This window comes from Mycolicibacterium celeriflavum (assembly GCF_010731795.1).
Classification (GTDB): Bacteria; Actinomycetota; Actinomycetes; order Mycobacteriales; family Mycobacteriaceae; genus Mycobacterium; species Mycobacterium celeriflavum.
The window spans coordinates 3294383-3308392 of sequence record NZ_AP022591.1 but is presented as its reverse complement, the minus strand read 5'-3'; the positions used below and the strand labels follow the sequence as shown (position 1 = coordinate 3308392).

The 14010-nt window shown below is 69.9% G+C and carries 11 protein-coding genes; 3 read left to right on the top strand and 8 right to left on the bottom strand.

Going from position 1 to position 14010, the window contains the following annotated elements; genetic code table 11:
* Positions 1-73: 73 nt before the first annotated feature.
* Positions 74-847: an acetyltransferase gene (locus G6N18_RS16015; protein WP_067225262.1), complete on the top strand. Its 774-nt coding sequence runs from the start codon at positions 74-76 to the stop codon at positions 845-847.
* Between the two features lie 16 nt (positions 848-863).
* Here the strand turns inward: G6N18_RS16015 and G6N18_RS16010 are convergent, their stop codons facing one another.
* The 8 genes from G6N18_RS16010 to G6N18_RS15975 form a co-directional block, all read right to left on the bottom strand.
* Complete coding sequence (locus tag G6N18_RS16010; RefSeq protein WP_067225261.1) at positions 864-2060, bottom strand: N-acetylmuramoyl-L-alanine amidase; 1197 nt, start codon at positions 2058-2060, stop codon at positions 864-866.
* A 154-nt stretch (positions 2061-2214) separates the two neighbouring features.
* The gene (gene trxA, locus G6N18_RS16005) at positions 2215-2550 is read right to left on the bottom strand and encodes a thioredoxin (protein WP_083000094.1); all 336 of its coding nucleotides are present in this window, start codon (positions 2548-2550) and stop codon (positions 2215-2217) included.
* A 10-nt stretch (positions 2551-2560) separates the two neighbouring features.
* Positions 2561-3535, bottom strand: coding sequence for a thioredoxin-disulfide reductase (gene trxB, locus G6N18_RS16000; RefSeq protein ID WP_083000093.1), 975 nt, complete (start codon positions 3533-3535; stop codon positions 2561-2563).
* A 94-nt stretch (positions 3536-3629) separates the two neighbouring features.
* Positions 3630-4247: an RsmA family anti-sigma factor gene (locus tag G6N18_RS15995; RefSeq protein ID WP_083000092.1), complete on the bottom strand. Its 618-nt coding sequence runs from the start codon at positions 4245-4247 to the stop codon at positions 3630-3632.
* Between the two features lie 57 nt (positions 4248-4304).
* Positions 4305-4880 (bottom strand): RNA polymerase sigma factor SigM, encoded by a 576-nt coding sequence (gene sigM, locus G6N18_RS15990; RefSeq protein WP_083000091.1) that lies wholly within the window; start codon positions 4878-4880, stop codon positions 4305-4307.
* A 65-nt stretch (positions 4881-4945) separates the two neighbouring features.
* Positions 4946-8599, bottom strand: a complete 3654-nt coding sequence (murJ, locus tag G6N18_RS15985) for a murein biosynthesis integral membrane protein MurJ (RefSeq protein ID WP_083000090.1) — start codon at positions 8597-8599, stop codon at positions 4946-4948.
* Complete coding sequence (locus G6N18_RS15980) at positions 8596-11022, bottom strand: DUF6049 family protein (protein ID WP_234806088.1); 2427 nt, start codon at positions 11020-11022, stop codon at positions 8596-8598. Before G6N18_RS15980 ends, murJ begins: the two co-directional genes overlap by 4 nt.
* Entirely contained in the window at positions 11019-11840 is an 822-nt protein-coding gene (locus G6N18_RS15975; protein ID WP_067225254.1) for an NUDIX hydrolase, read from the bottom strand. Before G6N18_RS15975 ends, G6N18_RS15980 begins: the two co-directional genes overlap by 4 nt.
* Before the next feature lie 85 nt (positions 11841-11925).
* On the opposite strand from G6N18_RS15975, the gene G6N18_RS15970 reads away from it, so the two are divergent.
* The gene (locus G6N18_RS15970; protein ID WP_083000088.1) at positions 11926-13371 is read left to right on the top strand and encodes a CCA tRNA nucleotidyltransferase; all 1446 of its coding nucleotides are present in this window, start codon (positions 11926-11928) and stop codon (positions 13369-13371) included.
* A gap of 136 nt (positions 13372-13507) precedes the next feature.
* Positions 13508-13996, top strand: coding sequence for a pullulanase (locus G6N18_RS15965; RefSeq protein WP_083000087.1), 489 nt, complete (start codon positions 13508-13510; stop codon positions 13994-13996).
* Positions 13997-14010 lie beyond the last annotated feature (14 nt).

Below are 14010 nucleotides of genomic sequence, written 5' to 3'. Positions count from 1 at the left end.
CGACCCCGCCGCACCCTTCTATCCTGGAGTGGCAGCTGTGCATTTTCGCACCGTGTAGGACCCGGGGAGTCTAGTGTCGGCACGCGTCACGCCTCTACGGCTCGAAGCGTTCGAGCAGTTGCCGAAGCATGCCCGCAGGTGCGTGTACTGGGAAGTCGATCCGCTGACCCTGGGGCGTGATGCGGCGGGTGCCGCCGTCCCCGGCGTCGACGACCACCTGTCCGACCCCGAGTTCGAGAAGGAAGCCTGGCTGTCGATGGTCATGCTCGAGTGGGGCTCCTGCGGGCAGGTCGCAGTGCAGTGCAGCGACGAGCAGACCGACGACGGACCTGCGCCGCTGAGCGGGAACGAGGCGTGCCTGGGCTATGCGTTCTACGCGCCAGCGAATGCCGTGCCGCGTGCTCGTCGTTTTCCGACCGCACCGGTGAGCGCCGACGCGGTGCTACTGACCTCGCTGGGCATCGAGTCCGGTGCCGAAGCCGACGGATTGTCGCGCATGCTGATCTCCGCCGTGGTCGGGGACCTGGTCCGCCGGGGAGCGCGCGCGCTCGAAGCGTTCGCCCACACGGCCGAGGTCAGCGAACTACTCGACCCTGGGGCGGTGTCGCCGTCGCTGCGACCCGTCGTCGAGGTGCTCGGCGACTGCTCTGTCGAGCAGTGTGTGCTCGATGCCGACCTGCTGCTGGACGCGGGCTTCGTCGTGGTCGCCCCTCACCGCTACTTCCCCCGGTTGCGCCTGGAGTTGGAACAGGGGCTGGGCTGGAAGGCCGACGTCGAGGCGGCGTTGGAGCGGTTGTTCGAGTTCGCGCAGTTGCCGGTCGGGGCGGGCGTGAGCCCGTCGCGATGACGTGAAGTGATCGCGGTCAGGACGGGCTGACGCGGCCGGCCTGTTCGACCGAGAGTTCGTGCGCCAGCAGTTCGGCGAAGGTGAAAGTGCCTGTGGGACGGTCGTTTTTGCCGAGCAGGTAGAGCCGCTTGACCGCGGCGAGTATCCCCTCGGCGATCGAGTCGCGGGTCTGCGTCGACACCAGGATGGCCCGGTCCCGCGGGTTGGTGATGTAGCCGACGTCGACCTGCACGGTGGGCATGCGGGTCAGCCGCAGTAGGTCCCATGTCCTGCCGTGGGTGCGGCAATCACGTAATCCGCTGCGCGCCACCACTTCTCGCTGGATGAAGTCGGCCAGGTTGCGGCCGATGGTGGAGACCGAGCCGTGTGAGTTGCCGAAGTGGAACGACGCGACGCCGTTGGCGGCGGGGCTGGGTTGGGTCGCGCAGCGCAGGCTGATCATCAGGTCGGCCCCGACAGCGTTGGCGGTCGCGGCCCGTTCGGCGTCCGAGGGCGCACGATTGGCCGGCCGCGACAGGAACGTCTCCATACCGATTGCGGTCATCCGGCCCTCGAGCCGGCTGGCCAAGTCCCACAAGATGTCCGACTCGCTGATCGGCCCGCCGGGGCTCTGCATGATCTGCCCGTGGTCGTCGCCACCGCGGCCCGGGTCGATGATGATGCGCTTGCCCGACAGCCGGGGACCGGAGCTGCGGACCAACTCCTCCTCGCGGATCGCGTGGGGGGATCCACCGGTGACTCGGGAACCGAGAAAGTACAAGGAGCGCAACGTTTCAGGACCACAGATGCCGTCGGGGTACAGGCCGTACTCACGCTGGTACGACATCAACGCGTTGTGCGTGGCGAGACCGAAGTGGCCGTCGACCAGGCCGGTGTAGAAGCCGAGATCCTGCAACCGGGCCTGCAGCGTCGCGACGTCGTCGCCGAACATCGGGGCGCCGAACTGGTGGCTGAGGGTGCGTGCGCCCAGGCGGTACGACGCCTCTTTCAGCGCACGGTAAGTCGCCTCACCGACGATCCCGTCCACCAAGAGCCCGCGATGCTGCTGGAATGCCCGCACCGCATGGTCGAGTTCCCCGTCGAACAGGTCCAGCACGACGTGTCTGCCGGTGGTGATCTCCTCGTCGGCGTTGTCGAGCATGCCCAACGCCGTCAGTGCAGCCCTGATCTCGGTGACCGCGGCACCGCGGTCACCGCGACGCAGACTGGACATATGCGGCCTTTCGGTCACGGTTGTCAGCTGCGCGAGGGCGCTGACCAGGTTGACGGGCTAGGCACGATTGTCGCAGACACTCCGCGGATTCAAGAAAACCCCAGGCCGGTGTCCGCGCGGCGGGTTGTATGGCCAGACCCCCGCCGCACCAGGGCTAGACGATGTCGCTGAGCTCGCGCAGCAGCGCAGCCTTGCCTTTTGCGCCGACGATCCGCTTGACCGGCACACCGTCCTTGAACACGATCAGCGTCGGGATCGACACCACCTGGAAGTCGCGCGCCGTGGCCGGATTCGCGTCGACATCGAGCTTGGCGACCGTCAACGCGCCGGCCTTCTCGGCGGCGATCTCCTCGAGCACCGGGGCGATCATCTTGCAGGGACCGCACCAGGTCGCCCAGAAGTCAACCAGCACTGGGGTACTGCTGGACAGCACGTCCTCAGAGAAGGAGTCGTCGGTTACGGCTACTGTCGACGTAACGCTGTCGGTCATCGTGGTGCTCCTATCGAACGGGGGTTTCGGTGGTTTCATCGCTTGGACCAGAACCGATTTCGGCGAGCCAGCGTTCGGCGTCGATGGAGGCCGAGCAGCCGGTCCCCGCGGCGGTGACGGCCTGGCGGTAGGTGCGGTCGACGAGATCGCCTGCGGCGAAGACACCTTCGACCGATGTGCTGGTCGAACCGCGCTGCGTCAGGACGTAGCCCTCTTCGTCGAGGTCGATCTGGCCGCGCACCAGATCGGAGCGCGGATCGTGGCCGACCGCGACGAACACGCCGGTGACGGCCAGCTTGGACTCCTCACCGGTGACGGTGTTGCGCAACCGAACTCCGCTGACTTTCGGGCTGCCCTCGATCTCGACGACCTCGGTGTTGGTGACGAACGTGATCTTCTCGTTCGCGCGGGCGCGGTCCAGCATGATGCGCGAGGCACGGAACTCGTCGCGGCGGTGCACCAGGGTGACGCTGCGGGCGAACTTCGTCAGGAAGATGGCCTCCTCCATGGCGGAGTCGCCGCCGCCGACCACGATGATGTCTTCTTCTCGGAAGAAGAACCCATCGCAGGTCGCGCACGTGCTCACACCCATTCCGAGCAGCGCCTCTTCACCCGGCACGCCGAGGTGACGCGCCGCGGCGCCCATCGCGAGGATCACCGCGCGTGCCCGAAACGTCTCGTCGCCGACCGTGACCGTCTTGACCGGCCCGTCCAGGTCGACCGCGTCGACGTCCTCCATCCGCAGGTCCGCGCCGAAGCGCAGCGCCTGTTCGCGCATCTCGTCCATCAACTCCGGACCGGTGATGCCGTTGCGAAAACCGGGGTAGTTCTCCACCTCAGTGGTCGTCATCAACGCACCACCGAATTGAACGCCTTCGAACACCAGCGGCTTGAGTTGCGCGCGGGCCGCGTAGATGGCGGCGGTGTAGCCGGCGGGGCCGGATCCGATGATGATCAGATCATGAACCGTGGGTGTGGTGGTCATGAGCGCCTTTCTGCCGCACCAAGTCGGCACCGGTACCAACACCAGCGTAGGCGGTGGTGTTCCCGGACTTCGGAGAGCAACGTCGGTGGACAGCCTACGGTCGCTGGACCACGGTCTCGGCCAGCAGGCCACCGTGATCAGCGTCGCAGCCCGCGCCGACCACCAGCGCGGCCACATCGGCGGCGGAGTTCGCCGCAATCAGCAGGACCACCGCGGGGCGCCCGCCCATGTCGACGGGCCGGGCGCCGAGGATCGAGGTGGTCGGCGGGTAGCCGAGCCCGTCGAGGCAGGCCGCGCGCCGCGCCGGGTCCGATAGCGGGCCGTAATCGGGCGGCGCGCTCAACAGCGCGACGAGCTGTTGAGCGGTCAGCGGAATCACCGCCGGCGGTCGCGACACCGTGATGCGCTCGGCCGTCGGGCCGGCCTGGGAGAAGCGCGGCGCCGGATCGCGGGTCAGCATCGACGTTCCGATGACAATCCCGGCCGTCGCGGCGGCGAGGCCGGCCACCAGGCCGAGGATGTGGATGCGCCGCAGCCGGGGCCGTTCGACGGCGTGGGCGGGATCGCCGGCGGCCTGCAACGCGGCAGCGATGCGCGCGGGGATCTCCGGTGGCACGTCCGGCGCCGAAGCCGCGTTGCGGCCCAACCGGGCCAATTCGTGACGCACCCGACCGACCGCCGGATCCGAGGTGTCGTCCGTTCCCGTCTGCATCGCTAGCCAGTCTCCACCACGAGAGGTAAGACGCAGGGAATACGCCTCCGGTTCCGCTCAATCGGAACGCGCGGTCGCCTCAGCGTCGAAATACTCGAGCGCCTCGGCCAGCTTGGCCCTGGCGCGCGAGCAGCGGCTCTTGACCGTGCCCTCGGGTACGCCGAGCATGCGCGCCGTCTCCGCAACCGAGTAGCCCTGCATGTCGACGGCCACCACCGCGGCGCGCTGCTCGACGGGTAGGCGCATCAGCGCCCGCTCGACGACGATCACGGTGTCCACCCGAGCTGCCGGGTCGCCGATGTACCCGAGCTCGTCGGACAGCGCCTCGGTGACCCGGATTTTATTGCGCCGCAACCGATCCAGACACGCATTCACGACGATGCGATACAGCCAGCTGGTGACCGCGGCGTCATAGCGGAAGGCCGGCGCCGTGCGGTGCGCCTTGAGCATCGCGTCCTGCAGCGCGTCGGCGGCGTCTTCGGGATTGCGGCTGGTGATCCGGGCGATCCGGTACAGCTGGCGGTGGTGGCGGTAGAACAGCTCCTCGAACGCGTACCGGTCACCGGCGACGTGCGCGGCCAGTAGCTCCGCATCGCTGCGCTCCCCGCCGGACTGCACCCCGAAGGTCCCCACAGGCGAACACTAAACGGCCGCGCGGGCGCCTTCCGACACATCTTTGTCGGCCTGGGGATGAAGGATCAGGACGCCGACCGCAGCGTGATCTCGGCGATGTCGGAGCGGCTCTCGCCGTTGACCTGCCCGAGGGTGGAGACCCAGACCAGCACGTTGGACGTCGGGGAGGCGTTCTCCACCTTGATGGTGTTGGACCCGGGCTTGAGCTGGGTGGCGGGCGTCAGCACGGTGGTGTCGGACAGCGACGACGGCGTCGACGTCTGCGCCGAGCGGATCTCCACCGCCGTGCCGGTGCTGTTGAGCTCGATGTCCACCTCGCCGATCGTGGTGGGCTCCGGAAGTTGCAGCATCAGCCCGACACCGTTCTTGAAGTTCGGGAACGGCACCCGGTCGGTATAGGTGTCGATCGGCCACACCGTCGAGGAGTCACCGTCGATCGCATTGTCCGCCTCGGCCGGCGCATCGGCCTCACCCTCGGGTGAGAAGACCGTCACCGCAGTGGGTTCGACGACGTTGCCGGTGGCGCCGCCGGTGTCACCCGATTCCGTGGTCGTCGGATCGTTGAGGCCGAGCCGGTCGCCGCCGAGGCCGTCGCCGACGTCGCCGAAGATCTGGCTCAGCACGGTGGCCAACACCACCAGCGCGACCACGACGATGGCGCCGCCGACACCGAGCCCGATCATCAGCGCCTTGCGGCGGCGTGCGCGGGTCTCGGGATCGTCGACGGCCACTTCCCGGGTGCGCGACGCCGGATCTTCGGGGTCGTCGATGGGGGAGATCAACTCGGTCCGGTCGGCGATCGCGGTGGCCTGCTGAAGCAGGTTCAACAGGGTCGGCGCGCTGCGGATCCCGCCGCCTTCCTGAACGGCGCGCGCCGCCGCGGCGGAGATCTGGAACGGGATGTGCCGATCGACCGCGCGCGGTTCGATCGGCTGCCCGGCGGCGTCGAGGTCGGCGGGGGCCAGGCCGCTGCGGACCCCGTGCTCGGGCAGCGGCCACCGGTTGATCAGCAACGCGTACAGCGCCGCGCCGATGCCACGAATGTCGTCCTCGGGGGTCGCGTCGGCCAGCGTCGCCGGGAAAGCCAGCGCCACGTCGCCCTCGATGCTGACCCGCACCCGGCTCGGGTGGTCGATCGACAGTGCGACGCCCGCGCGGTGCGCGGCTTCGGCCGCCGCGGCAAGCGACTGGATGGCCCGGGCCCCACCGATCGGCGATGGCGAGGTGTCGGCCACCTCGGCCAACGAGCCGCCCCGGATCCACTCCGAGACCACCAGACCGCCGGATCCGGTGTTGACCACGTCGAGCACCCGCGCGATACCGGGCATGTCGAGGCGGCTCAGCTTCAGTGTGCGGGCCAGGATCTCGCGCAGCGCCGCGTCGGGCAGGGTGTTGTCCGGATCGACGAAGGTGAGCGCGACCTGACGGTCCAGCGCGGTGTCGAGCGCTTGCCAGAACTGCAGGGTGGGGGGTCCACCGTGGAACACCAGCAACCGGTAGCGGCCCCCGCCGATCACCGCTCCGGGGATGAGGTGGACGTCCTCGTCGGAGGTGGCGGCCTCGATGGCCGGTTCGCGCGGCGGGTCGAACGCGAGCGGTTCCCGGGTGGGGTCGCCGCCGTAGTCCGACGGCGGCCGGCCCGACACCGGTATCCGGGCGGTGCCGTTGTCGGCCGCGAACTCCGTGGTCGCAGAGCCGCTGGTGGGCTCGGGCACGTCGGGCTGAAGGTCGTCGGCGGCGACCTCGGACTGCCCGCTCGAGGACAGCGGCATCTTGGTGGTGGCGGTGCTGTCGGGACTGGGCGCGGAGCCGCTGGCGGGTTCGTCGCTCACCGCTGGTCCTTTCCGCATCCGGTCCCAGGCACCTGGGGGAGGTGGTCCGCGCCGGACGGTCGACGGGCTGTGACGCCGCCCTGGCGGGGACGAATTCCTCTGTTCAGGGTACGTGAGGGGGGTGCGTCCGCGTGGCCGGTCGGCGGCGGCGGCACGGGTCGGGGGCATCCGCGTCGGACGGCCCAGGCGGCGACGCACGGCGGCCAGTGCCGCGTGGGCGTCGGGCACCTGCGCGGCCAGCAGCACCGCGACGATGACCGGCGCCATGATCAGGCCGATCACCGCCAGCCGCAGCAGCGACCCGGCGCCGCCCCAATTGCGCGTCAGCGACTCCAGCCCGAGGAGTTGGTCGACGACATGAGCCAGCAGGCCGGCGAGCAGCGAGGCGGCGATGGTGACCAGGATCGTGCGGACCACCTGCAGGCTGATCAGCCGTCCGTCGGGCGGGTCGAGATTGGCCCGCAGCAGGAAGTAGCCGACGGTCGCGCCCGCCAGGAAGCCCAGGCCGTTCGCGGTGCCGAGATACCCGGCCACCAGATCGGGGTCGTCGGTGAGATAGGGCGCGATGATCGAGGCGATGATCTTGACGGTCGTGATCACCAGGATCAGCAGGATCGGCGTCCACGGCTGCTGGCGGGCGTAGAAGACCCGAAGCTGTAGCAGAACCAGCGCGTAGGGAATCAACGTGAACGCCGACAGCGTGATCGCCATGCCGAGGTAGTTGGCGTCGACCTCGCCGAAGTTGCCGTAGGCGAAGAGCGCGCTGCCGATGGCCGGACCGCCGACCGTCATCAGCGCCACGATCGGGATGAGCGTCACCATGGTCAGCCGGGTGGCCAACGAGAGGTCTGCGAGCACCGCGCGCTGATCGTTGGCGGCGGCGTTACGGCTCAACCGCGGCATCACGACCGTCAGCACCGTCACGCCGATCATGCCGAACGGCAACTGCAGCACCAACCACGTGTAGTTGTAGATCGCGGGGCCGGAAGCCGCAGCGCCGCTGGCGATTCGGTTGCCGACGATCAACCCGATCTGGCTGATCAACACATACAGCACCATCGCCCCGGCCATCGCGCCGAACTGCTTCATCCGCTCGTCGACGCCCCACAGCGGGCGCAGGCTGATGCGTTCACGGCGGATCGCCACCAACAGCACCAGGACCTGCGTCACCGTGCCGAGCGTCATCCCGATACCCAGCACCAGAAGCTTCGCGTTGCCCATCTGCACGGGATCGACCGAGAGTTTGCCCGGCACAACGAGATACAGGCCCAGGGTGGCCAACGCGACCAGGTTGTTGCACACCGGCGCCCATGCGGGCGGCCCGAACACGTTGCGGGTGTTGAGGATTGCCATGAACACCGACGACAGCCCGTAGAACAGCACCTGGGGCAGCAATAGGTAGGCGAACGCGGTGGTGAGGTCTCGGTTGACCTCCGGATTCCCGCCGAGCATCAGCCCGACGAGCATCGGCGCTGAGGCCACCGACAGCGCGGCGGCGATCAGCAGCAGCGTCGTCGCCAATGTGACCAGCCGGCGCACGAACGCCGTGCCGTTGTCGGGGTCGTCGCGCTCGGCGCGTGCCAGCACCGGCACGAAGATCGCGGTGAACGTCGCCTCCAGGACCAGCGCGGCAATCAGGTTCGGCAGTTGGTAGGCGACCGAGAACGCACTGGACAGCGCGGCACCGAGGATGGTCGCCAGCAGCACGATGCGGGCGAATCCGGTGAGCCGGCTGACCAGCGTCGCGACCGCCATGCCCCACGACCGCGACACCACCGCGGCGTCGGAGAGTTCGGGGCGTCCGGCCCGTCTACGCGGCGCCGGACCCCGGCTGAGCCGCGGCGGGGCAGGGCGCGGCGGCCGGCGCGGCGGCACGGCGGTATTCATCCGGTCTCACCGGAGGAGCCGGTGCCCTTGCGCCCGGACCGGCTCAGCGGCGCGTCGGGGGAGTCGTCGTCGTAGTGCAGCGCGACATCGAGCGGATCGGGACGGTGGGGGTCGGCCTCGAGGTCGGCACGGTCCGGCTGGCCGCGGAACCGGTGCCACAGCCGGCGGCCGGCGAGCAGCACCAGCACCGCGCCCGCCGACAGCGTGATGAAGAACAGCACCTTGCCGTACGCGTTGGAGTGCAACGACAACCGCACCGGCTCCCCGAGCGGAATGCCGTCGACCGTGCGCAGCGCGACATCGACGGCGACCCGTTGAGTGAAGTGCACTTCGATGGGCACCCGCAACGGCAAAAAGCCCGGCGGCAATTCGATCTCACCCATGTCGGTCACGGTCATCCCGGGTGGCGCGTCGACGTGGAGCCGGACCCGGATCGGCACCGGCAGGTCGTTGCGCAGCGCCAGCGGCAGTGGGCTGCGTTCGGTGGCCAGGGTGTAGGAGCCGCCCGGGTTGACGATGGTGACCGCGTTGAAAATGTCGTCGACCGTGTGCCCGACGGTGGTGAGCCGTTGCTGGGCCAGGCCGTTGCGGGCGTCGGCCGGTACCGACTGGCTCAACGCCCGCAGCATGTCCTCGCGCAGCGGCGCGGTGTACCCGTACCCCGTCAGGCCGGTCCGCACGTCGGTGGTCAGCGCCGCGGTCAGCCCCCACAGCCGTCCGGTGACCGCCGAGATACCCGAGATCAACTCATCGTCGAAGCGGGCGTCGGGATCGCCGATGTCGTCGCCGGGCAGCGGGGCCATCTCCTGCGGTGGGACCGCGCCGGCCCCGGCGATCACCGCGGGCAGCGGACGCGGCCGCGCCAGCCCGGCGTTGATCGCGGTGGCCACCGCCGTGAACAGCGCCCGGGCGTCGTCGGGCTGCAGGCTCCACGCAAGCGGCGGCATCAGGATCTGTGTGCGCGGCGCGACGTCGGGATTCAGCCCGCGCCACAGCACCGCGCCGAGCGCATCCTGACGCCGCGCCACCGCCGAGTCGCGTTGCAGCGGAATGTCGAGGGACGGGTCCAGATACCCCGGGGCCACCGGGTCGGTGCCCGCGCCCGCGAGCGCGGCCCCCACCGCCGGATCGAACGGTGCGGCGACGAGTTGCGGCGTGTAGCGCACCGGCGTGGTGTCGGCCGTGCCGGCTTGCGCGGCGTCCGAGCCGTTTTCCGAGCCGGATCCGGCCGCGATGGCCACCGTCTGGCCGCCCCGCTCGGACAACAGCCGCACGGCGGGGGTGGTCAGCGGTCCGTCGCCGACGAGGCTGACGCCGCGGACCGATGCGATGCCGAGAATCTGGTCGACGATGTCGCTCGCGGAGGTGGTGGCGATCCGGCTGAGCCCGCGATCTCCGACGCGGCGCAACGCGTCGAGGTCGGCCTGTGCGTAGGTGGTCGCGGTGACGCACATTCGCTGCGCCAACGCCTTGAGCCGGTTCAACCACGCCACCGCGGCGGCCTGGCCGGTGCCCGGACGGGTCGGCGTGCCGGGTCCCGCGTCGGGGCCGATGTTGACGACGTAGCCGCCTGTCATCGCGTTGACGGTGACGAGTAGATCCGGGTCGACGGCCAGACACGTCGCCGCGTGCACCCTTCCGTCGGGGTCGACTTCGGGGCTGGTGGCGAACTCGGCCGCCGACAACAGGGTGTCGAGCCGGCCGCCCGCGGCCAGCGAGGTGGCGAGGTCGTCGTCGGTCAGGCGAACCGGGGTGGCGCCGCCGGGTGCCCCCGCCGCCAGTCGGGGCCGGTCCGCGATCGGCCACAGCAGGGTCAGCTCGACGGGTTTGGAGGTGTCGGGCGGTTCGACCGCGGCCACTGCGTCGGTCGTGGACTCGGTCGCCGGATCCGGTGGAACGCCGAGTACGGGCAGCAGGAAGCGGGCGTCGTCGAGGCGGGCCGGCTCGCCGTAGTCCGGGGTGCCGTTCACGTTGACCATCACCGGATACACGCCAGGCTGGTCGATGCTGAGCGAAGGCTGGCCGGCCGAGCGCAGCGGATACGACAGGACGAACGGAACCTGTTGTCCGCGAGGCAGTTCCGGGGTCAGCGTGACGAAGTCGCCGATCGGTTCGAACTGGCCGACGTCGCCGGTGAGGTTGGTGCGCAGCCCGCTGGACGTTGTCACCGCACCGGCGTCCTCCAGCCGCACCACCACGTCGCGCACCGGCCGGTCCCCGACATTGAGCACGGTGCCGGTGACCGTGACGGTGGGCTCGCTGGTCGTGGTGACCACGTCGGGGGTGACGCGGTCGATGCGCACCTGCAGGAACGGCGTCGAACCGGGTTGGCCCGCGGCGGGGTGCGGTACGGCGATCGGGAGGGCGCTGAGCGCGAGCAGGATCAGCGCGGTCAGCAGGCGCAGCAGCGCGCCGGAGGTCACGGGCCCTGTCCGCAGCCGTTCGTCCGCTCGGCGCCCAGGGACGGTTGCGCGGGTCCGTCGGGCCGACGGTTGCGGGTGTGCGAATGCGTCTGCGGCCGGCGCCGCGGCGACGACCGCGGAAGCGGCGGCAGGGCGGCCGGGCCGTCGGCGTGCAGCTTGTCGATCAGCTCACCGGCGACCTCAGCGAGCCGGCGTTCGTCGGCGTAGGCCAGCCGGGACGGCAGCTCCTTCAGCGGCACCCAGGCCACCTCGCTGACCTCGACGTCCTCGTCGGACAGTTCACCGCCGAGGAACCGCATCAAATAGTGGTGCACGGTCTTGTGCACGCGGCGGCCTTCGGTGACGAACCAGTAGTCGATGCTGCCCAGCGCCGCGAGCACCTTGCCTTCGACCCCGGTCTCCTCGGCGACCTCGCGGACGGCGGTCTGTTCGGCGGTCTCGCCCATCTCGATGTGCCCCTTGGGCAGCGACCACAGCATCCGGCCGCGCCGGTCGATGCGCCCGATCAGGGCCGCGACCTGCCCGTCCTTGGGGCCGTCGAGTCCGTCGATGACCAGTCCGCCGGCCGATGTCTCGTGCACGGTTCGCAGCCGGTCGGGCGGTCGGCGCGGGCGCCCCTTCTTCGACTGCTTGCCCTTGGTGTCGGCGTTGCCGTTGAGCGCGGCATTGTTGTGGTGGCCACCGGGAACGGGCTGCGGGACCGGACGCTTGCGGGGCTGGATGGATGGGTCGGACACTGCCTCGGGGGGGCCTGCCGCGCGTCGGCCGCGGCGCCGCCCCCGGCGCCGTCGTGGTTTGGCCTGTTCGCCGTCCGACACCCAAGCGATAGTAGCTGCCACCTACATACGCCCCCGTCGCACTCACCGGTCGTGACTGAGCCGTTGCCGATTAAGCTGTCCGAACGTGCCCGAAGCCGCGTCCGACGCCGAACTGCTTGCCACCGCGCAAGTTGCGCTGAACAGCCACCGCGAGGTGCTGCGCGATCTCGGTCGGCTGTTCGCTGACGCCGGTCACGAGTTGTACCTCGTCGGCGGCAGTGTCCGCGACGCGCTGCTCGGCCGGTTGCTGACCGACCTCGATTTCACCACCGACGCCCGGCCCGAACAGATGCAGAAGTTCCTGCGGCCGTGGGCCGGTTCGCTGTGGGACACCGGCATCGAGTTCGGCACGCTCGGCGTCGGCAGGGGCGGGCTGCGGCTGGAGATCACCACGTACCGCGCCGACAGTTACGACCAGGTGTCGCGCAACCCCGAGGTGCGGTTCGGCGACAACCTCGACGACGACCTGGTGCGGCGCGATTTCACCGTCAACGCGATGGCCGTGCGGGTCGACCCCGAGCAGCCAGGCGGCCTCGGCGGATTCCACGATCCGCTGAACGGTCTGGCGGCGTTGCGTGCCAGGTCGCTCGATACGCCAGCCGCGCCGGAGGTGTCATTCGGCGACGATCCGCTGCGCATGCTGCGCGCAGCGCGGTTCGTTTCGCAGTTGGAGTTCACGGTGGCTCCGCGGGTGGTGACGGCGCTATTGGAGCTGGCGCCGCAGTTGAACCGCATCACCGCCGAGCGGGTGGCCGCCGAACTGGACAAGCTGCTGCTCGGCGCCGACCCGGTCGCGGGCATCGACCTGATGGTGCAGACCGGGTTGGGTGATGTGGTGCTGCCCGAGGTCGGCGCGATGCGGATGGCCATCGACGAGCACCATCAGCACAAGGACGTGTACTGGCATTCGCTGACGGTGTTGCGGCAGGCCATCGCGTTGGAGGACGACGGACCCGATCTGGTGCTGCGCTGGGCGGCGCTGCTGCATGACATCGGCAAGCCCGCCACCCGTAAGCACGAACCCAACGGCGGGGTCAGCTTCCACCACCACGAGGTCGTGGGCGCGAAGATGACCCGCAAGCGGATGCGGGCGCTGAAGTACTCCAAGCAGATGATCGACGACGTGTCGCAGCTGGTGTATCTGCACCTGCGGTTCCACGGTTACGGCGGCGGGAAGTGGACGGACTCGGCGGTGCGCCGGTACGTGACCGACGCGGGTCCGCTGCTGCCGAAGCTGCACAAATTGGTGCGCGCCGACTGCACCACCCGCAACAAGCGCCGCGCGGCGCGGCTTCAGGCCAACTACGACGACCTCGAGCACCGAATCGCCGAGCTCGCCGAGAAGGAGGATCTCGCGCGGGTGCGGCCCGATCTCAACGGCAACGAGATCATGGAGATTCTCGGTATCCCGGCCGGCCCGCTGGTCGGCGAGGCGTGGCAGTACCTGAAGGAACTGCGGCTGGACCGCGGGCCGCTGTCGCGCGAGGAGGCCGTCGAGGAACTGCTGGCGTGGTGGAACGCGAGACGGTGAGCCCCCTTCTGCCCCTTTTCCGCGAGCGACCGCGTCTGCCCCGCGACACGCCGCTCGCGGGTGTGCGACGGCGGTCGCTCGCGCAGATCGGATGACCCCGCGGAACGCTCCGCGGCGGCGCAGCGTCTGATCAGGCATGGACTACTGCCTGAGCGACGGCGACGGGTCGGCGACGATCTGGTCCGCCGAGCCCGACGTGGATGTGGATGGTGACGGGTCGTTCGACGCGGTCGGGCTCGATTTCGACGGTGACGGCCTGGTCGACGACGCGATGGCCGACCTCGACGCGGACGGGCTCGCCGATCGTCTCGTGCGCGACCACGCCGGCGCGGCGGCCTATTTCTCCGACGACGGGACCGGCACGTGGATGGTCAGCGTGGACCGGGCCGGGCAACTGCGGTGGTTCGGGCTCGACGGCGTGGAGCAGTTGGGCGGGCCGCTGGTCGATCTCGACGCCGACGGGCAGGCCGACGACCGGCTGCTCGATGTCGACGGTGACGGGCTTGCGGACCGGGCACTGGGCGGTGGGTCGGCGTTCATCGACACCGATGCCGACGGCCGGTGGGACATCAAGCTGACCGACAGCGACGGCGACGGCCGCGCGGACTCGGCAGGCCAGCTTTAGGCGACTAATCGCGG